Annotated in this window: 17 protein-coding genes; 7 read left to right on the top strand and 10 right to left on the bottom strand. The window is 64.5% G+C overall.

Annotation, left to right across the window (positions count from 1 at the left end):
• Positions 1-60: 60 nt before the first annotated feature.
• Positions 61-1,224 carry a DNA recombination protein RmuC gene (locus JGU71_RS27770; RefSeq protein ID WP_199708392.1) on the bottom strand — a complete coding sequence of 388 codons (1,164 nt, stop codon included), beginning with the start codon at positions 1,222-1,224 and terminating at the stop codon, positions 61-63.
• A gap of 134 nt (positions 1,225-1,358) precedes the next feature.
• Here JGU71_RS27770 and JGU71_RS27765 point away from each other — a divergent pair, with 134 nt between their 5' ends.
• A complete protein-coding gene (locus JGU71_RS27765) occupies positions 1,359-2,528 on the top strand; it encodes an exonuclease SbcCD subunit D (RefSeq protein ID WP_199708391.1) in 1,170 nt (389 codons plus the stop codon).
• Positions 2,525-5,503, top strand: a complete 2,979-nt coding sequence (locus tag JGU71_RS27760) for an AAA family ATPase (RefSeq protein WP_199708390.1) — start codon at positions 2,525-2,527, stop codon at positions 5,501-5,503. The genes JGU71_RS27765 and JGU71_RS27760 overlap by 4 nt, the downstream gene beginning before the upstream one ends.
• On the opposite strand, the gene JGU71_RS27755 is transcribed toward JGU71_RS27760, so the two are convergent.
• The 6 genes from JGU71_RS27755 to ligD form a co-directional block, all read right to left on the bottom strand.
• Positions 5,454-6,611 carry an AI-2E family transporter gene (locus JGU71_RS27755; protein ID WP_199708389.1) on the bottom strand — a complete coding sequence of 386 codons (1,158 nt, stop codon included), beginning with the start codon at positions 6,609-6,611 and terminating at the stop codon, positions 5,454-5,456. The two genes, JGU71_RS27760 and JGU71_RS27755, sit on opposite strands and share 50 nt — an antisense overlap.
• 92 nt (positions 6,612-6,703) lie before the next feature.
• Positions 6,704-7,213: a methylated-DNA--[protein]-cysteine S-methyltransferase gene (locus JGU71_RS27750; protein ID WP_199708388.1), complete on the bottom strand. Its 510-nt coding sequence runs from the start codon at positions 7,211-7,213 to the stop codon at positions 6,704-6,706.
• Positions 7,210-8,679, bottom strand: a complete 1,470-nt coding sequence (locus JGU71_RS27745; protein WP_199708386.1) for a DNA-3-methyladenine glycosylase 2 family protein — start codon at positions 8,677-8,679, stop codon at positions 7,210-7,212. The genes JGU71_RS27750 and JGU71_RS27745 overlap by 4 nt, the downstream gene beginning before the upstream one ends.
• Positions 8,680-8,805: 126 nt before the next feature.
• Complete coding sequence (locus JGU71_RS27740) at positions 8,806-8,988, bottom strand: YbdD/YjiX family protein (protein ID WP_199708384.1); 183 nt, start codon at positions 8,986-8,988, stop codon at positions 8,806-8,808.
• The gene (locus JGU71_RS27735) at positions 8,988-11,306 is read right to left on the bottom strand and encodes a carbon starvation CstA family protein (RefSeq protein WP_199708383.1); all 2,319 of its coding nucleotides are present in this window, start codon (positions 11,304-11,306) and stop codon (positions 8,988-8,990) included. Before JGU71_RS27735 ends, JGU71_RS27740 begins: the two co-directional genes overlap by 1 nt.
• Positions 11,307-11,434: 128 nt before the next feature.
• Entirely contained in the window at positions 11,435-12,394 is a 960-nt protein-coding gene (ligD, locus tag JGU71_RS27730; RefSeq protein ID WP_307829941.1) for a non-homologous end-joining DNA ligase, read from the bottom strand.
• Positions 12,395-12,518: 124 nt separating this feature from the next.
• Here ligD and JGU71_RS27725 point away from each other — a divergent pair, with 124 nt between their 5' ends.
• Both JGU71_RS27725 and ychF read left to right on the top strand, forming a co-directional pair.
• Entirely contained in the window at positions 12,519-13,898 is a 1,380-nt protein-coding gene (locus tag JGU71_RS27725; RefSeq protein WP_199708451.1) for a WS/DGAT/MGAT family O-acyltransferase, read from the top strand.
• 46 nt (positions 13,899-13,944) lie between these two features.
• Complete coding sequence (gene ychF, locus JGU71_RS27720; RefSeq protein ID WP_199708381.1) at positions 13,945-15,024, top strand: redox-regulated ATPase YchF; 1,080 nt, start codon at positions 13,945-13,947, stop codon at positions 15,022-15,024.
• Positions 15,025-15,037: 13 nt separating this feature from the next.
• Here ychF and JGU71_RS27715 read toward each other — a convergent pair whose 3' ends face one another.
• Both JGU71_RS27715 and JGU71_RS27710 read right to left on the bottom strand, forming a co-directional pair.
• The gene (locus tag JGU71_RS27715; protein ID WP_199708380.1) at positions 15,038-15,736 is read right to left on the bottom strand and encodes an NADPH-dependent F420 reductase; all 699 of its coding nucleotides are present in this window, start codon (positions 15,734-15,736) and stop codon (positions 15,038-15,040) included.
• Positions 15,737-15,792: 56 nt separating this feature from the next.
• On the bottom strand, positions 15,793-16,248 hold the full coding sequence (locus JGU71_RS27710) for a PPOX class F420-dependent oxidoreductase (RefSeq protein ID WP_199708379.1): 456 nt from the start codon (positions 16,246-16,248) through the stop codon (positions 15,793-15,795).
• Between the two features lie 134 nt (positions 16,249-16,382).
• On the opposite strand from JGU71_RS27710, the gene JGU71_RS27705 reads away from it, so the two are divergent.
• Both JGU71_RS27705 and JGU71_RS27700 read left to right on the top strand, forming a co-directional pair.
• A complete protein-coding gene (locus tag JGU71_RS27705; RefSeq protein ID WP_199708378.1) occupies positions 16,383-16,910 on the top strand; it encodes a hypothetical protein in 528 nt (175 codons plus the stop codon).
• Positions 16,907-17,425, top strand: coding sequence for a hypothetical protein (locus tag JGU71_RS27700; protein ID WP_199708377.1), 519 nt, complete (start codon positions 16,907-16,909; stop codon positions 17,423-17,425). The genes JGU71_RS27705 and JGU71_RS27700 overlap by 4 nt, the downstream gene beginning before the upstream one ends.
• Before the next feature lie 7 nt (positions 17,426-17,432).
• Here the strand turns inward: JGU71_RS27700 and JGU71_RS27695 are convergent, their stop codons facing one another.
• A complete protein-coding gene (locus JGU71_RS27695) occupies positions 17,433-18,212 on the bottom strand; it encodes an alpha/beta fold hydrolase (protein WP_199708376.1) in 780 nt (259 codons plus the stop codon).
• Positions 18,213-18,293: 81 nt separating this feature from the next.
• Between JGU71_RS27695 and JGU71_RS27690 the strand changes: the two genes are divergently transcribed.
• Positions 18,294-20,060: a GNAT family N-acetyltransferase gene (locus tag JGU71_RS27690; protein WP_199708374.1), complete on the top strand. Its 1,767-nt coding sequence runs from the start codon at positions 18,294-18,296 to the stop codon at positions 20,058-20,060.
• Positions 20,061-20,072: the final 12 nt, after the last annotated feature.

Here is a 20,072-nt window from a genome sequence, read left to right as displayed (position 1 = left end):
GAGGCACGGAGGAGCGAGCGCGTTGGTAACCAGACACATAACGACATTAACCGCTGAAAATCAGAATGCATCGTTGGCATGACCGTTAGTAGGGGAGATATTGGCCAAGCCGACGGCGCGCGGCCAGGATTCGACTTGGTCGACCTCGGGCACATCGCCTTCGAACGACGGCAGGTCGTTCAATTTCCGTGCGGTCACCAGCACTCGTGACTCCATCGATGCGACCGTCTGATTGAACGATTCGACGGCCTTACCGAGTTGTCTCCCAAGGCGATCCAGGTGGGTGGCGGCAACATTGAGACGCGAGTAGAGGTCGCGACCGAGTTGCTGGATCGTGGCAGCATCCTTCGACAGTGATTCCTCGCGCCACGTATGGGCGATCGTACGGAGTAGAGCGATAAGCGTCGTCGGTGTCGCAAGGATCACGTTCCGCGCAAATGCGTACTCGAGCAGCTCGCCATCGGTCGACAGGGCAGCGTCGAGGAACGGATCGCCCGGCAGGAACAGCACCACGAACTCAGGGGTCGGAGTGAAGTTCTCCCAGTAGGCCTTCTCCGATAGTTGGTCGACGTGCGCGCGGAGTTGGCGGGCGTGGCGTACGAGGTGTGCGGTGATTGCGCGCGGATCGTCTTCCTCCATCGCATCGAGATACGCGGCAAACGGGACCTTCGAGTCGACGACGATCTGTTTACCGCCTGCAAGGTGCACCAACAGATCAGGGCGGGAACCAGCGCGCGTGACCTGGGTATCGAAATCGCAGTGCCGAACCATCCCGGCGAGCTCGACGACTCGCTCCAGCTGCATCTCGCCCCACCGCCCGCGCACCTGCGGAGCTTTGAGCGCGCCGACCAATTGGCTCGTCTGCGTTGTCAGCTGCTGTGACGTTCGATGCATCCCGGCGACCTGTTCGCGGAGGCCCGAATACGCGTGAGCCCGTTGATTCTCGACCTGATTGACGTGCTGGGTCAGCGCGCCGACCGCCTCGCGGAGTGGGGTGACGACCTGGGAGATCTGCTCGCCGATCGCGCCGGACTGCCTGCGTGCCGAATCCTCGCTGGCTGCGCTGACGGACTGTCGAAGCAGATGCTCGTTCTCGCGCATTGCTGCGAGAGCGGCCTCGGCTCGTGCGGCGCGGTGATCGGAGCGCGAGGCATGCAGCAACCAGCCGAAGGCGGTTCCGAATGCCGCCGCCAGCAGGAGCCCGAGTGCTGTCATCGCTGTCATGGCGGTGATCGTGCACGAGGTCACCGACAAGTTCGCCGCACGGATTGCGCTGTCGGCGGATGTGAGCGGATCCGACTGCGAAACGCTGGCCCGGCTCACCGAAACTGTCGGTGGATACGCCTACCGTCGGCGACATGAGGATCTTGCACACCTCCGATTGGCATATCGGACGCAGCTTCCACGGTGTGGACCTGCTCGCCGATCAGTCGTGTGCGCTCGAAGCCATTGCCGAACTCGTTGCCGAATGTCGCGTCGATGTCGTGGTCGTCGCCGGCGATGTGTACGACCGTGCAATTCCGAATGCTGATGCGATCGACGTGTGCAACAAAGGGTTCGAGGCGATCAGGGCAGCGGGCGCCGTCATCGTCGCGACGTCGGGCAATCATGATTCGCCGGCTCGCCTCGGTGCAGCAGCCACGTTCGCTGCTGCTGGTGGATTGCACCTGATCACTCGTATCGGTTCGGTCGATCGGCCTGTCGTGCTGTCTGACGAGCATGGGCCGGTCGCGATCTACGGCATTCCCTACCTCGAGCCGGAAACCTCGCGCGCGGAACTCGGCGTGCCACAGGCTCGTTCGCACGCCCAGGTGCTCGATGCCGCAATGGCTCGGATCAACGCCGACATTGCTGCGCGCGGCGCGCTGCGCAGCGTTGTGCTCGCCCACGCCTTCGTCGTCGGTGGTACGGCGACGGGTTCGGAAAGGTCGATCTCGATCGGCGGCGTCGAAACCGTTCCGCTCGACGCGTTCGCCGGGATCGACTACGTCGCACTCGGTCACCTGCATTCGCCCCAGACGCTGGCCGAGGGTGTCAGATACTCGGGTTCCCCGCTGCCGTACTCCTTCGGCGAACGCACGCATCGCAAAGCGGTGTGGTTGGCAGACCTCGGCCCACATGGTTTGGTCGGCGTCGAGCGGCGCGATCTGCCTGTCGTTCGGCCGCTCAGTCGACTGACGGGGACTGTCGACGAACTGCTGACCGATCCGACCTTCGATGCGGTGCGCGGACACTATGTCAGCGCGGTACTCACCGACGTCGTCCGTCCGGTCGACGCCATGCGCAGGCTGCAGACACGATTTCCCCACGCGGTACACGTCGAATGGCAACGGCTGCAATCCGATTCGGCTCTTCCCTACCGGGCTCGCGTGCGTGGTCGCACGGACATCGATGTTGCCCGCAGCTTCTTCACCGACGTCTACGCCGAACCGTCCGCACGCGAGCTCGGCTGGCTGCGAGAGGCATTGGCCGCAGCCATCGACGAGAACCGCGCTGATCCCGAAGTGCCGCTGGAGGAAACGGCGTGAGGCTGCACAAGCTCGAGGTCACTGCGTTCGGGCCTTTCGCCGACACGGCAACGGTCGATTTCGATGCACTCGGCACCGATGGGCTGTTCCTACTGCACGGCAACACCGGAGCCGGCAAGACAACGGTGTTGGACGCCATCGCATTTGCGCTGTACGGCACTGTCCCGGGCGCGCGCAGTGAATGCAAACGACTGCACTCCGATCATGCGCCTGCAGGTGTGGTGCCGCAGGTTGTCCTGGAAGCGACGATCGGTGGGCGTCGTCTGCGGCTGGTCCGCAGTCCCCAACACGAGCGCCCGAAGCTGCGCAGCACCGGAGTCCGGGTAGAGAACGCCAAAGCGACACTGACGTGGTTGGACGGTGGTCGGAACCTGACGCGGATCCCGGAGATCGGCGACGAGATCAACAAATTGCTCGGAATGTCCGCCGATCAGTTCTTCCAGGTGGTGCTGCTCCCGCAGGGCGAGTTCGCTCGCTTTCTGTGCGCTGAGAACGACGAGCGCCAGCGACTCCTCGAAAGGCTCTTCGACACAGAACGTTTCGGCCGCGCGGAGGATTGGCTCGCGAACCGGCGCCGCTCGAGTGCCGACCGACTCGCCGATCGTCTGCAGGCTGTCGATCGCCTGCTCGCGCAGATATGCACGGCGGCCGGGGTCGCTGAGCCGGAGCCGGATGCGCTCGAATGGGCACAGCAGCTGCTGGCCGACGCGCGGACCGCCAAGGCCGCGAGCGAGCAACATTTGCGCTCCTGCGAAGGCGTGTCGACGGATGCTGCACAACGGTTGGCAGACGCCCGTCGTACCGCGGATCTGCAGCGTCGGATGGCAACCGCCGCGGCACAACTCGAAGCGTACGAGTCCTCCGCCGCGGACCGCCAGCACGTCACCGACGAACTTGCGTGGGCTCGTCGGGCGGAGTCGGTCGCTGCGTCGCTGACCGCAACCACTACGGCGAAAGAGTATGCGGCAAAAACGTATTCGGTGTTCGAGCACGCCTCGGCCGAACTCGCGGACCTGCCCGAGGGTGCCGAACTGGCCGGTGCGGTCGGGTGGCCGGCGGGTCCGGCGGATTCCGCAGTGATCGATGCTGCGGTCCGGCGGTGGACCGAAGAGATCAGCAGGCTCGACGACATCGTCGCAGATTCGAGGGAGTGCCTGCGCCTGCAAACCGCTCGGGACGCCCTGGTTGCCGAACGAGACGACCTGTCTGCAAAGGCGGCCGCCCACAACGCCGAACGTGAGCTGCTTCCGGACCTTCTTCGATCGTTGGAAGACGACCTTCTGCGCGCCGTCGAGACTGCTGCGACACTGCCCGCCCGCATCAAGCGGCGCGACGATGCGGGGGACGCGAACGCGGCAGCCGTCGAATATCGGAGACAGACAGCAACTTTGACCGGTGCGCGAGAGCGGGTCAATGCGCTGCGGACGCGCCAGCTCGAGGCGAAGGAGCACGTACTTGCACTCCGGGAGCGCCGCCTCGCGGGTATGGCGGCAGAACTTGCGGGTGCGTTGGTCGATGGTCAGCCGTGTCAGGTGTGTGGTTCCGCCGAACATCCGTCGCGGGCAGAGCCTGTCGACGACTCGGTATCGGAAGCCGACGAGCGGCTCGCCGCGGCAGCCGAGGCCGCCGCAGTGACCGAGCGAGACGCGGCTGTTGCCGTGCTCGCGTCGGTCGAGCGTGGCATCGATGCGCTGGTCGGGCGCGGTGGGGATCGAGCAACGACCGAACTTGCGGAAGAATTGGCAGCCGCTGATGCAGCTGTGGCACATGCGACTGCGGCGCAGCGACACTCGATACAGCTGGAGCAGAAGCTGATTCACGAGCGTAAGCGCGCCGACGACCTGGACCGTGTCATACGCGACGCGGAGCGACGGCTCAGCGCGCTGGCCGAACGAATCGAGACGACGAACGAACGTATTGCCACCCTGCGTGATCGGGCCGGAACGGCGATGGGGGCCGACGGGACGGCCGAAGAAGCTCTCTCGAAGCTCGACCTGCTCGTGCACAGGGCGCTGCGCTGGCGCGACGTGCGCACCGAGGCAAGCGGTGCTGCCGCGGCGGCCGAGCAGGCGACCGATCGAGTCGAGCGGCTGGCCGCAGACAACGGGTTCGAGTCGGCAGCGGCCGCCGGGGCGGCGAGGCGGTCGAACGAGAGGCAACGTGCGATCGAGCAGGTGCTGGCGGACGCCGCCGACCTCCGAGCTCACGCGAAAGCAGTTCTGGGGGATCCGGATATCATCGCTGTTCGCGATCTGCCGCCAGCCGATCTCGAGGCACTCTCGGAAGCGAATCGCCGCGCAGCAGCAGACCTACACGCCGCCCTCGTCGCGCACACCGAAGCAGCGCAGCGTTCGAAGCAGTTGGAGGAGTTGACCGCCCATCTGTGGTCAGCGCTCGACCGGCTCGCACCGATGCAGGACGACCACGATGAACTGGAGCGCGTCGCCGAACTGGTCGCCGGACGCGGGCAGAACTCTCGTCGAATGTCGTTGCGCTCGTATGTTTTGGCGGCGCGGTTGGAGGAAGTCGCTATCGCTGCCTCTGCGCAGCTGCGTCGGATGTCGGGCGGTAGGTACGAGTTCGTGCATACCGACGCGCGGGGGTCCCGCGGCAAGCGTGGCGGCCTCGGCCTCGACATCAGTGACGACTACACCGGTTCGGTGCGGCCTGCGAAAACGTTGTCCGGTGGCGAGAGTTTCACTGCGGCGCTTGCACTCGCGCTCGGCCTCGCCGATGTGGTCGCAGCGGAATCAGGCGGGCTGATACTCGACACACTCTTCATCGACGAAGGCTTCGGCGGTCTGGACGACGAAGCTCTCGATTCGGTGATGGGCGTCCTGGACGAGCTGCGCGCAGGCGGCCGGGTTGTCGGCGTCGTCAGCCACGTCGACGAAATGCGACAGCGAATTCCGAACCGCCTACACGTCATTCGGGGTCGGGCGGGCTCGCGTCTCGAGGCGCAGGTGGCAGGCTGACCGTCGCGGCGTCGATCTGCTCGCCGAGATAGCGAATGATGACGGCAGCCACTGCGGCTGCCGGCACCGCGAGGAACGCCCCGACGATGCCGTACAGCGATCCGCCCGCGGTCACCGCGAGCAGCACGATCGCGGCATGCAGGTTCATGCTGCGGCTCTGCAGGATCGGCTGCAGGACGTTGCCCTCGATCTGCTGCACCGCGAGGATGATGCCGAGAACGATCAGGGCCGTTGTGAAACCGTTGCCGACGAGTGCGACCAACACCGCAAGCACACCGGCGACCAAAGCTCCGACGATCGGGATGAACCCGCCGAGGAACGTGATGACGGTGAGGACCAAAGCAAGCGGAACGTCGAGGATCACAAGTCCGATGCCGATGAACGCGGCATCGATGAGACTGACGAGCGCCTGCGTTCGGATGAAGCCGCCGAGGGTCGCCCACACTCTCGTGAACAGTTCTTCCAGATGATGGCCGGTCCTTCGGCCGGTGACCGAATGCAGCCACGGGATGAAACGGGGGCCGTCCTTGATGAAGAAGAAGGTCAGGAAAAGCACGAGAACGAACGCGACGAGGAACGACGTTGCGGCGCTGACTCCGCTGAACACACCGGTCGCGATCGCTTCGGCACTGGCCTCGACCTTGGTCACGATGGCTTGGACCGCGGAATCGAGTTGCTCGTCGCGGATGTTCAGCGGTGGACCCTGCAACCAGTCGCGGACCTGGTTGACGCCGTCGGTGGACTTGTCGGCGAGTTCTGGGGCCTGATCGACGACGGACGGGACGATCACGGCGATGATGCCCGCGAGTACTGCGAAAAACGTCAGCAGGCTTATGCCTGCGGCTGCCGCGGGTGGCGCGCCGCGCTTGGTCATCGCCCGGGTCGGTGGCCACAGCACGGTCGCGATGACGATCGCCATCAGGACCGGCAGTGCGATGACCCAGAGTTTCGAGATGACGTAGCCGGTGACCCACGCGCCCGCAGCGATCGCAACGATGCAGATCGACCACTTGGCAAGCCAGAGCAGTCCTTTCCCGATGACGTCACCGCGATCGACGTCGAAAGTGCCTGCGAGAGCCTCCGCTGGTTTATCGTCCGGTTCGGTCACGGATTCAGACTATCCGTGCGTTTCGGTTAGCGACGGAAGATGTCGGCCGCAGTTCGAAACTCGACCGTCGAACAGTGGACAGCGATTCCCCGTCACACCCGTGTGGCAGCCGCATTCTCGTGATCGAGCAGCCATCGCTTGGCTGGTAGGCCCCAACGGAATCCGCCGAGGTTTCCGCCGATCCGCAGTACCCGGTGACACGGGACGAACAACGCCGCTGCGTTGCGCGCGCAAGCACTCGCCGCGCCGCGCACCGCTGCCGGGCGACCGGACAGTTCCGCGAACGCGGAATAGGTTATCGGTGCCCCAGCGGGTACCGCGCGCAGGATCTTCCAGGCGTGTTCGAGGAACTCACCCGAATGCTGTTGTACAGCAATGTCGTCGATGGCATCGATAGCGCCGTCGTGATAGGCGGCGACTGCCCGGGTGACGTTGCCGAGCTCGGTGCGAACGTGGAGTTCGGTCGGTCGAATCCGAGGATGGATCAGGGGCCGGAGGTCCTCCGGTTCGGCGGTCCAGCCGGAAGCCAATACGACGTCGTCGGTGTCGACGATGGTCGTGAACGGGCCGATCGGAGTCAACTGCGTTGCGAAATAGGTCATTTCGAGTTCCTTCGGGAGAGGGCAGTCTGCCACAGGTGCATGGATGCATAGGATCGCCAGGGTTTCCAGGCGTCGCTTGCCGCAAGGTCTATATCGAGCGCTGCAGCCCCTTGTCGGACAACGAGATCGGTGTCGAGGAGGATGTCGGGATCGCCGAGGAGTCGCATCGTGACGTAGTCCGCGGTCCACGGACCGATTCCTTTGCATGCAAGCAGTTCTCGTTGCGCCTCGGTGGTGTCGAGACCGCAGTGCAACGTCAGCTTCCCTGTCGCCAACCGGTCGGCGATGTCGACGATTGCCTCGATTCGTCGCGCCGGTCCGGTCAGGATGTCGGCTCCGTGGGCGGCGATCGATTCGGCGGTGGGGAACAGGTGTGTCACTGCGCCGTTCGGGTCGGCGATCGGTTCGCCGAGGGCGGCGACGAGCCGAGCCGTGTGGGTGGCGGCGGCCGCAAGGGAGATCTGCTGTCCGATCATCGTGCGTAGGAGCAGTTCCTCGGCGTCGACGTTTCCCGGGACCCGGATGCCGGGGGTGGTGGCCACCGCCTTCTCGAACGCTGGATCGGTCGACAAGGCGTCGTCTATTGCTCGGGGGTCGGCGTCGAGGTCGAGCAGGTGACGCAACCGAGCAACCGCAGGTGCGAGATCGCGCATATCCGTCAGCGACAGATTCGCGTCGACGTAGCCCGACTTGATGCCGAGTCCGACTGTGCCGTGGCCGTGCGGCAGGCGCAGGCTGCGGAAGTACGTTGCGTCGCGCCAGCATTCGATGCCGTCGACGACGTGGGCCGAGAGAAACCAGGACAACCAGGTCGCGTCCAGGGGCTCACGGTAGGGGAGTCGCAGCGAGACCGTGCCCGGCGCCGTCGACACGTTGGGTCGGCGCTGTGATTCGGTCCGCATCTGCGTCGGGGTGACGACGAATACGGTGCGGACCGTGTCGTTGAACTGCCGAATGCTCGCGAATCCTGCGGCGAATGCAATGTCCGACATCGGCATTCGAGTCGTCTGGATCAGCAGTCGAGCGGTGTGGGCGCGGTGTGCTCGGGCGAGGGCAAGGGGTCCGGCGCCGAGTTCGGCCGTCAATACCCGGGTGAGTTGTCGTGACGAATATCCGACCGACGACGCGAGAGCGTCGACGCCGCCACGCTCGACGACTCCGTCCGAGATCAGTCGCATGGCGCGGGCCGCCAGATCGGACCGCGTTCTCCACAGCGGCGAACCGGGTGCAGCATCGGGTAGGCAGCGCCGACACGCGCGATAGCCTGCGTGCTGGGCCGCTGCGGCGGTCGGGAGGAAGGTGACGTTGACCGGCTTCGGTGTGATCGCGGGACACGATGGCCTGCAATAGATTCCGGTCGTGCGCACGGCGGTGTAGAACTGCCCGTCGAAACGGGAATCCTTCGAGGACACCGCTCGGTAGCACCGCTCGAAATCGAGGTGGGGTAGCGCGGTTGCTGTGGTCACAAACTCCACCCTGGCAGCACCCGCCGACAGAAGCTAGCGGAAATCGGACACCAATGCGGCTACGCCGCTCGTGCGTCTTTTCGGAGGGCGGAACCACCAAAAGGACTCACGAGGCGCGGAGCGCCCTCAGCAGCAACGAGCGCCCGGATTTGTGTCCTGCGCTCGGTACCGTGCCCGCCAGAACTCGCGTTCGGTCGGGACGTCCGCGTCCGGATCATGCGTCCGCAGATACTCGACGTAGCGGGCGTAGTCGTGGTCGCCCATCACCGACGTGATCCACCACATCACAGAGCGAAGGACCGCCCGCATCAGTGCCCGCCCCTGTCATGCGCTGCGCCAGGTGCCCTGACCTTGCCTTCCTTGACAAGCACGTCCCACTCGGCCTGGACCTCACGCTCTGCGGGGCTCGGAATGAACCCGCTCGGCGCGAAGATCTTCGACGGAACCTCTGGCGACTCTGTGGTCGGCAGTCCGCCTGCCCGGATGGACCTGATACACACGGCAGCACCGGCGCCGACGACGATGAGAACGAGGACGGCGAACACAATGGACAACGTGCCTTGGATGAACGAGTTTCGAATCACCGCGTCCATCGCTTCGGGCGTCTTCGCAGAGCCGAACGACGTCAGTCCCGCTTCCTTCGCCTCCACGAACAGGGAGCGTTGCGTCCAGTAGCCGACCGCTCGGTCGCCGGAGAAGATCTTCTGCCACGATGCCGTCATCGTCACGATCAGGTCGAAGGCGAGCGGGATTCCGGGGATCCACGCCCACTTCAGCAGCCCTCGCTTGACCACGATCACCAGAACAACCGTGAGCGCGATCGCGGCCAACAACTGGTTGGCGATTCCGAACAGCGGGAACAAGGTGTTGATGCCACCGAGCGGATCCGTCACGCCCATCAGCAGGATCGAGCCCCACGCAGCGACGACGATCAACGAGCAGATCCACGCGCCGATTCGCCAGGACGGATCCTTGAATCGCGCTACCGGACCACCGAAGTTGCCGAGCGAATCCGACAGCATGAAGCGTGCGACGCGAGTACCCGCATCGACGGTGGTGAGGATGAACAGCGCCTCGAACATGATCGCGAAGTGATACCAGAACGCTTTGAGGCTTTCACCGCCCAGAAAGCCGTGCAGCACTTCGGACATGCCGACCGCAAGGGTCGGAGCGCCACCGGTCCTCGAAATGATCTTCTCCTCGCCGACCGCCTCTGCGGCAGCCGCCAGTTCGGCGCCCGACGTCGGTGTGCCGCCGATCGGAAGGCTGTTGACGTACGCGGCGGCGTCGTCGGGCGTCGCGCCGGTCAGGGTCGCGGGTGCATTCATCGCGAAGTAGAGGTGCGGATCGAGTATCGCCGCCGTCACGAGAGCCATGATCGCGACAAACGACTCGGTGAGCATGCCGCCGTAGCCGATGACTCGTGCGTGGGACTCCTTTTGCAGCAGTTTCGGCGTAGTACCCGACGAGATCAGTGCGTGGAATCCGGACAGTGCACCGCAGGCGATAGTGATGAACAGGAACGGGAACAACGATCCGGCGAACGCGGGTCCGTCGCCTGCAGTGGCGAATTCGGACACGGCGGGCATCTGGATGTTCGGCCTGGAAATCAGGATGCCGATTGCCAGGAGCCCGATGGTGCCGATTTTCATAAACGTCGACAGGTAGTCGCGAGGAGCGAGCAGTAGCCAGACCGGTAGGACCGACGCGGCGAACCCGTAGCCGATCAACAGCCAGGCGATCGTCACCTTGGAGAGCGTGAACCAGTCTGTGCCCCAGCCGGTTTCAGCGACCCAGCCGCCGGAGACGATGGCGAACAGCAGTAGTACGAAGCCGATCAGCGAAACCTCGGACACTTTGCCAGGTCGGATGAAGCGCAGGTAGACCCCCATGAACAACGCGATCGGAATTGTCATCGCGATCGAGAAGACACCCCATGGACTTTCGGCCAGCGCGTTGACAACGACCAGCGCAAGCACGGCAAGCAGGATCGTCATGATGACGAGCACGGCGATCAGTGCGGCGGTGCCACCGACCACGCCGAGTTCCTCGCGAGCCATCTGCCCGAGGCTGCGACCACGTCGCCGAGTCGAGGCCCACAGCACCAGGTAGTCCTGCACCGCGCCTGCGACGACGACGCCGATGATGATCCAGATCGTGCCGGGCAGGTAACCCATCTGCGCGGCGAGCACGGGCCCGACCAGTGGTCCCGCTCCGGCGATCGCAGCGAAGTGATGTCCGAACAGCACGCGCCGATCCATCGGGATGTAGTCGGTGCCGTTTTCGAGAATCTCCGCGGGCGTCGCGTTGTCGTCACGAGGCTTGACGATCCGGTACTCGATGAGCCGTGCGTAGAACCGGTAGGCGACCACATACGTACATGCAGCCGCGAGGACGAACCAGACCGCGCTGATGTTCTCGCCGCGAACGATGGCGATCATCGCCCACGCAACCGCGCCAACCAAAGCGATGCCGGCGAACAATGCCTTCTTCGCGGGCGTGATCGGTGATCGGTCGATCACCCCGACGGGTGGCAGATCGGGATCGGTCTTCAGGTACTCGATGTTCGGATCAGCTCGACCTGTACCACTACCGTCGCCACCACGCGGAACATCTTTGACCGTCATCGTCACAGTGTTTCCGAAAGTGACCCGTTTCACACCGATGTTGCCGGAAAGATTTTGGCGGCTCCGCCGCTCGTGCGCACTTTCGGCGGGCGGAACCTCCGAAAAGACTCACGAGGCGCGGAGCGCCCTCACTCTTTGCGGGCCCGCGCCCGGCGTTTTCCCTCGTGCATCGCAAGGACCCGCGCAACCGGAATCGTGTGCCCCTCCTCGATCAATTCGGCTGGAAGCGACTGCGGCGCAGGGAGTTGGTCGGCCCACGGATCGCCGTCACCGAGTCGCTCGATCGCATTCCGAATCGTGAAGTCGCTAGGCGCGACGCTGTCGAGATCGTCCCAGCCGACCGGATACGAGACGGGCGTTCCCGGCCGGATCCGCGGACTGTAGACCGCGGCAACAGTCGCACCTCCAGCGCGCGTCGAGTCGACGAAGACCTTTCCGTGCCGATCGTCTTTGACGTAGGCGGTCGTCGCGAGATCCGGGTCGAGTCGTTCCGCTCGCGCCGCAATTGCGCGGGTCGCCGCGGCCGCCTCTTCGATCGTCGACGTCGCATCGATGGGGACGATCACGTGGACCCCTTTTGCCCCACTCGTCTTCACCGCACCCGACAGGCCTGCGTCGGTCAACGCCTGACGCACCAACTGCGCCGCGCGGACCGCCAAGGTGAACTCACTCGAACCAGCGGGCGGGTCGAGGTCGAGAACGAGATGGGTGACGCGGTCCGGCCGCTGCGTCAGCGTGAGGGTCGGGTGATATTCGACGGCGCGTTGATTGGCGAACCACACGAGGGTGCGGACGTCGTTGCACAGTGCGTAGGACACTTCGCGTTTGGAGGCTTCCGCCCAGACCTTCGTCGTCTCGACCCACTCCGGGGTGTACTTCGGCACGTTCTTCTGCATAAACGGTTCCTGGCCCGGGCGGACCCTGATCACCGAGAGCGGGCGGTCCCGAAGTCCGACGATCATTCGGTCGGCTACCGCCTCGAGGTAGTCGACCAGATCACGTTTGGTCGCGTCCGCTGCGTCGAACAACGGCTGGTCCAGATTGGTGAGCGGTACACCTGCTCGCGTTTCGTCGCTTTTGCCGGCCACCCGATCAACTCTTGCAGACCACTCGGCCTCATGCGAGAGAACAGTGCCGCACGGTCGCGTCGGCGCTACGATCGGCGAGGGCATCCAGATCGGAATGGCCGATGGCACCGCGGAGGTCCGCAATATGGAAATTATTCAGCCATTGGACGCGGCGTTTCTGCTCGCCGAGTCGCGCGAGCATCCCATGCATGTCGGCTCGTTGATGCTGCTGGAACCGCCGGCCGACGCCGGTCCGGACTACGCGTACCAGATGTACGAGCAGATGATCGCCAGTAACGACGTCCACCCCACCTTCTTGAAGCGACTCGCGACGCCGTTCGGCAGCGTCGGCTCGTTCGGTTGGGTGCAGGACGAAGAGATCGACTGGGAGTATCACGTCCGCCGCGTCGCGATGCCGTCGCCCGGCCGCATCCGAGAACTGCTTGCCGTCGTATCCCGTTGGCATGGAACCCTTCTCGACCGACACCGCCCGCTGTGGGAGGTGCACATCATCGAGGGTCTCGCGGACGGTCGCGTCGCCGTCTACACCAAGGTGCACCACGCGCTCGTCGACGGCGTGAGCGCACTGCGGTTGCTCGAAAACAGGCTGACGACCGACCCCGACGCCAGAGATTGCGTCGCCCCGTGGCAGCGGTTGCCGGAATCGCAGCGCAAGCGTCCTCGCAAGCCACCGCCCGACCGCAGCTTGGGAGCGCTCGTCAAGACGGGCGGGCAAGTTGTGTCCGAAATCGCCGGCCTCGTTCCCGACACCGTCAAGATGGCCAGGCGCTCGTTCAGCGAGGGCGGTCTGCAAGGTCCGTTCCAAGCGCCGAAGACGATGTTCAACGTCCCCATCGGCGGCGCTCGTCGGTTCGCCGCCCAATCGTGGGACATCGATCGCATCAACAAGGTCCGCAAAGCCGCAGGCGTCAGCGTCAACGACGTCGTTGTTGCGATGTGTGCGGGCGCGCTGCGTGCGTACCTCCTCGAACACGACGGACTGCCCGACGATTCGCTCAAAGCGATGGTGCCGATCTCGACGCGCTCTCCCGAGAACATCGACGCAGCGGGCAACGCCGTTGGAATGATCATCTGCAACCTCGGTACCGACGAAGCGGATCCGGTCGAGCGGCTTGCCGTCGTGCACAAATCGATGGCCAGTGGCAAGGACATGTTCGTCGACGTCGGCTCCCTCGCCGGTTTGGCGTGGTCAGGAACGGCGGCGTCGCCACTGTTGGCTTCGCGCATTCCGGGCGCACTGTCGCTGATGCGACAGTCGTTCAACGTCATCATTTCCAATGTGCCGGGCCCTCGCGAGACGGTCTACTGGAACGGTGCGCGCCTGGACGGTCTGTACCCGGTGTCGGTGGTGACCGAAGGTCAGGCGCTCAACATCACGCTCACCAACACGGCAGGAACGCTCGACTTCGGCGTCATCGGAGACCGTAAATCCATCCCGCATCTCCAGCACATCCTGACCCACCTCGAAACCTCCCTCAGCGAGTTGGAGGAGGCGTACGCGTGATCCGTCGTCGAAGCCGACCCCTTGCGGCCCGTAGACTCTCTACACCGTGAGCCTTACCCTCGGAATCGTCGGACTGCCAAACGTCGGCAAGTCCACTCTTTTCAACGCCCTGACCAATAACGACGTGCTTGCGGCGAACTATCCGTTCGCCACGATCGAGCCCAACGTCGGTGTTGTGCCGCTGCCTGATCCGCGGCTGAACAAGCTGGCCGAGGTGTTCAATTCGGAGCGCCTCGTGCCGGCTGTCGTGTCGTTCGTCGACATCGCTGGCATCGTGAAGGGCGCATCGGAGGGTGCCGGGCTCGGCAACAAGTTCCTCGCGAACATTCGTGAGGCCGACGCGATCTGCCAGGTGGTCCGCGTCTTCGCCGACGACGACGTGATCCACGTCGACGGTCGCGTCGACCCGGCCGCCGACATCGAGGTGATCGAGACCGAGTTGATCATCGCCGACATCCAGACCCTCGAGAAGGCGATCCCGCGCCTGGAGAAAGAGGCGCGGGTCAAGAAGGATCGCAAGCCTGTCCTCGATGCCGCGAACGCTGCGCAGGCCGTGCTCGACGAAGGCAAGACGCTGTTCTCGGCTCGAGACAAGCTGGATGGTGAACTGCTGCGCGAACTTTCGCTGCTGACCACCAAGCCGTTCCTGTACGTGTTCAACGCAGACGAGTCGGTCCTCACCGACGCCGCTCGTGTCGCAGAGCTGAAAGCGTCTGTGGAACCGGCAGATTCGGTGTTCCTCGACGCCAAGGTCGAGCAGGAACTGCTCGAACTCGACGCCGAGTCAGCAGCCGAGTTGCTCGAATCGATCGGCCAACTCGAGCCCGGTCTGCACGGACTTGCGCGTGCCGGTTTCCACACGCTCGGACTGCAGACCTACCTCACCGCAGGCCCGAAAGAGGCCCGCGCGTGGACGATTCACCAGGGCGACACCGCACCAAAGGCAGCGGGGGTCATCCACACCGATTTCGAACGCGGCTTCATCAAGGCCGAAATCGTGGCGTACGACGACCTCATCGAAGCCGGGTCCATGGCAAAGGCCAAGGCGGCGGGCAAGGTTCGCATGGAGGGCAAGGACTACGTCATGTCCGACGGCGACGTGGTGGAGTTCCGCTTCAACGTCTGATGCCTCGACGACGTCAGCGAGTAGCCTGTGCCACGAGCGCGGCTACCTCGTCGACACCGGCCGATCGCGCGGCTTCGAGCGAGAAACCCGGGACACCTTGGAACGCTTGTGGTTCCGCGGCGTACTGCAGACCGTAGGCTGGCCGGTCGACCTCGTAGCGCCAGCCCTCTGCCAGGGGTCCGGCGTCGACGGCGTCGTAGCCGATGGCGTCCAGGAACGCGGTCACCTCGGTCTTCGCGTCATCGGAGTTTCCCGCGATCGGAAGTGCCGATCGGTCGGCGGCGGCGTTCGGGCGGCCGAGGGTTGCGAGGTGACCGAAGTAGATGTTGTTGAATCCCTTGACGACTCGCGCGGATGGAAGCAACTCTTGCAGGAGCTCGGAAACAGTGGCTTCGCCGGAGTCGAGTCGCGGAATCTGTCCGTCGCGAGCGGGGTAGTAGTTGTTCGTGTCGATAATCGTTTTGCCTGCGAGGTCCTCGACCGGCAGTTGATCGATGTTCCTGAGCGGAATGGTGACAACGACGATGTCCGCGCCGCTCGCGGCGCCGGCAGGAGTTGCGGCGCGTGCGCGCGCACCGAGTTCGGCTACGAGACTTGCTAGTGTTTCGGGCCCTCGACTGTTGCTGACCACCACGTCATAGCCCGCCTTCACGGCGAGTCGTGCGACTGTGCCGCCGATGTTTCCTGCCCCGATAAATCCAATGGTTGTCATGAATCTCGTCAACCAGCACAGGCGCGTAGGCATTCCATTCGAGCCAGTGTTGCGTGCTAGCGAGTTGGGAAACCGCCTGTTGCGACTGGACCCCAACGCTGCGGTGTGATGCGGAGCAGGCATTTACCCTGGTCGGTCATTGCCTGCCGATATTCGTTCCAGTTGGAATGCTCGCCCGCGATGACCGTGAAGTACTCGACGAGCGGCTCCATCGCATCCGGCAGGTCGAGGACCTGGGCGCTCCCGTCGACCTGAACGTATGGCCCGTCGAAGTCGTCGGACAATACGACCACACTCGCGCTGTTGGTTCTGCGGATGTTGACGGATTTCGCTCGTTGCGGATAAGTCGCGACGACAATACGACCCTCGCCGTCGACGCCGCCTGTGACCGGTGAACTCTGCAATGTTCCGTCCGATCGGAAGGTTGTGAGCACCATCCGGTGACGTGGGCGGATGAATTCGAGTAGATCGGAAAGTTCGACAACGTTCGCAGTTGCTGCTCGACCTGGCATCCCTCCACCGTAGCCGCGTTCGACCGCGACATTCGTGAGGGTGGGCTGATGCCACCCCTCTGACCACTGTTTTCTCCTGAAACGCTGCCGCATCCTCTAGACATCGGCGAGTTCAGGATGCGAAGGGGACCGAAATGTCTCGTAGGTCTGTCAGAGCGTGGATTTCCATTGCGGCGACTGTGCTTGCCCCGTTGTCGATGCTCGTTGTCGCCCAACCCGCGCAGGCCGCGCCACCGAGCTCCTACTGCACCCAATACGCCTTCAATGGGGAGTTTCGGGCTCGCGGCTATCCGTCGGGCCCGATCGACTGGGAAGTGACGTTCAGTTCGACCGGGCAGTTCCCGAGCGGTCCCGCTCGGGTGCGATTCAGCGACGGCGGCTTCGTCGACGGGACCGTGAGCGGGGGAGCGATCAGCGGACGACAAATCGAATTCACGATCAAGTGGAAGGACAAACCCAACAACTATTGGCGCTTTCTCGGCTTCGTCGGCGACGACGGCCTCGTCACTCGTGGTGACCAGAGGCGGCAGGCGGAGGGTGGCTACGAGGCCCTCTGGTATTCCGAGCGTCCTCTGCAATGCACCGCATCGACTGCGCCGGAGTTGGGAAGCAAGAGGGTGGATCCCAATGCTCCGATCGGTCCAGGAGACGTGCCGCGATGAACCTGTCGATGCAAGTCCGGCTGTCCGTGGCTGTTGTAGCCGCAGTCTCGACGCTCACTGTCGCCCCGTCCGCGCTGGCGGCGCCTCCCAGCGCCAATTGCACCCAATACGCGTTCGACGGTGAGTTCATCGCCAGAGGCGACGGGATCGACCATCGATGGACGGTCACCTTCACCTCGACCGGGCTGGTGCCTGGCGGGCCGGCACGCGTCAAATTCGACGACGGCGGCATTGTGAACGGAACCATCACAGATGGCGAAATCAACCGGCACGTCATCGATTTCAGGATCAAGTGGAACAACAAGCCGGACAACATCTGGAACTTCTCGGGCATCTTGGGCCCCGATGGGCTCGTGCGGCACGGCACGCAACTGCTGAGCGGTGCGCTGCCGAGGTCCGGCTCGTATTGGGAGTCGCTCCGGCCGCTGGACTGCATCGCGTTTTCGGCGCCGGAGCCGCCCAATTCGCGGATAGATCCCCATGCGCCGATCGGCCCTGCGGATCTGCCGCGCTGACGGCAGATCAGCCGCGGCGGGCGACGTCTTCGCGCAAGATGGTTGGCCAGGTATCGACGTCTGCCGGTGTGTGCGCGATCGTCAGAGTTGCCTGAGGCAGCAGTGCCGCAAGGGCTTCCGCCGTCGACAACGGGTGGCCAGGATCGTCTACCCACGCCAGGATCGTCGTCGGAACGTCGATTCGCGCTACGTCGTCAGGAGCAGGTAGATCGCTCAGTGCCGCGCCTCGTAGCAACGACGGCAGCAGGGCGTCGGGGACGTCGGGCACGGTTTCGGGCGCGCCGATCGTGGCAGGCGGGGCCGCTATTGCGCGTGCGGCGGTGAGAAACGCATCGACACCTTCGGTCTCGATGAGCGCGGCGGCCACGCGGTAGTTCGCAGCTTGCGCAGGTCGGGTTTCCCACGCCGTTGCAGGCACCATCAGGGTCAACCCAGCGAAACGGTCCGGCTCACGGGCAGCGGCGTGCAAGAGGGTCGCCGTTCCCATCGACGGACCTACTCCGTGCACCTGTTCGCCTGGAAACCAGCGATCCAGCAGCCGAAGGAGGTCGTCGGCGAGGTTCGGCCATCGGTAGTCCTCGGGGACCTTCCGTCCTGTCGACCGGCCGTGGCCGCGTGCGTCGTACCGCAGTAGTCGAGTCCCGCTGAGCCCTCGACCGAGATCGAGGTTGAGCACCCGATCGCGTGCGCGGCTCGAGGTGAGGCCATGCAGTTGGACAACCGGGTGTCCACCTTCGTCGCTCAGAGTGACCGCGAGCTCGGCTCCGGGAACCTCGAAAGTTGGCATCAGGCTCCTTGTTTCGTGACCGGCCGCGTCTCCTCTAATGGCCGCGCTGATCGAGGTTAACCGGAGCGATAGGGTACTGCCATGCGGCTGACCAACGTCACGCACCTGCGCCTGCCGTTCGGACGGCTGTGGGGCTACGACGTCACTGCGTCTGCCCTCGACCAGCGTCTTCCGGTGTCCTTCGACCAGCGGGCTCATGTGGGGGCCGGCGAGCGTGCCGGCTCATGGATGGCATTGTCGTTTCGGTTGCCGAAACCGATTCGCCGCGAGTCGATCGCCGACGCCTGGCTGGCCGTCATTGCCCGTCATGGCACGCTGCGAACGGCATTTGTGCCGGGCGCCGATGGTAAGCCGGAGCTACGCGACCTCGACATTCTTCCCGGCGCCTGGGTCGAGCATCAGATCTTGCCGGGTCAGGCCGTCAACGACGCCGTGCGAGAGGTTCTCGATGCCGCGTGCGCGCCGTACCAACAGCCCTCACACCGATTGTGCGTGTTGGAGACCGCCGCCGGGCTGACCATCTTGATCGGGGCCGACCATGCCCACGTCGACATGTGGTCCATGTTGGTGATCGCGCGCGACCTGCTGTCGTTGCTCTCTGCTGGAGGATCAGGCGCCTCGTCCTTGCCGGGGCGTGCGCCGGCCTTTGTCGAACACACCCAACTACTGCTGGATCGGTCTGCAGCGCCGGATCACGTTCGGCACCGCTGGGCGCAGATCATCGATGACAGCGGCGGCGTCATGCCACGATTCCCGCTGTCGCTCGGCGCACCCGAGCCGCAGCGCGAGCGTGTCGAAGTCCGCGACGTTTTCGATCTCGACGACGGTGCGGCATTTGCCGCGCAGGCCCGTGAAGACGGTGTCTCGACGCTTGCGCTCGCCGTTGTCGCGATGACCGCGGTGACCCGCGAGTTGGCGGGAACCCCGCTGCGAGCAGTCTTTCCTGTGCATAGCCGCTACGACGACAACTGGCACGACTCGGTTGGCTGGTTCATCACCAACTCGGTACTCGAGTCCGCGGTCGCCGAGCCGCGCGCGGCTGCGGCTGCGGTGAAACAGGCTGTGCAGCTTGGCTCATGGCCGTTGGCAGACGTGCTCGCGCCATGGGGCGGCATGCCCGTCGCTCCGGGTATGTTCGCGATTTCGTGGTTGGACCTACGGCGACTGCCGGTGCGAATCGACTCCGTCGGACTCGACGCGCAGTACGTGAGCGCGATGATCCACACCGACGGCGTCATGCTGTGGTTCATCCTCGACGAGTCCGGTCTGCATCTGCGCTGTCGCTATCCGGACACCGCCGAAGCTCGAGTCAACGTCGGTGCATGGCTCGATCTGTTGGTCGACCGCCTGCAGACGAGTGCGCGGTCCTCTGTTCGAGGACTGTTGCGGGTCGCGGGCAGGACCTTCAGGCTGGAGCGTGCGAGTCGCGACGACGTCGAAGCAATCGCCGCGCTGCTGTCCGACGATCAGTTCGGACGCGACCGCGAGTGCGTCGAGCTCGAACGGTACGAGGCGGCCTACGACGTGGTTGCTCGCGACAACTCCAACTATCTCGGGGTTGTCCGCGATGGTTCCGATCGCATCGTTGCCACAATGCAACTGACCGTCATTCCTGGGCTTTCCCGAGGTGGTTCCATCCGGCTACAAGTCGAGGGTTTACGAGTTGCGGAGGCCGAACGTTCCAAAGGGCTCGGCACCGCGATCCTCGAATGGGCACACGACTACGGGCGTGCGCGTGGGGCGCAGCTTGCGCAGGTGACTACCGACGAAGCCCGCGAACGGGCGCGCGCCTTCTACACCAGGCTCGGCTATCGTTCCGCCCACGTCGGGCTGAAGCGGGGCTTGTAGTCGAGAAATGCT

Source organism: Antrihabitans stalagmiti, from assembly GCF_016482825.1.
In the GTDB taxonomy this organism is placed as follows: Bacteria; Actinomycetota; Actinomycetes; order Mycobacteriales; family Mycobacteriaceae; genus Antrihabitans; species Antrihabitans stalagmiti.
The sequence above is the reverse complement of the archived record's forward strand: the minus strand, read 5'-3'. Positions and strand labels throughout refer to the sequence as shown.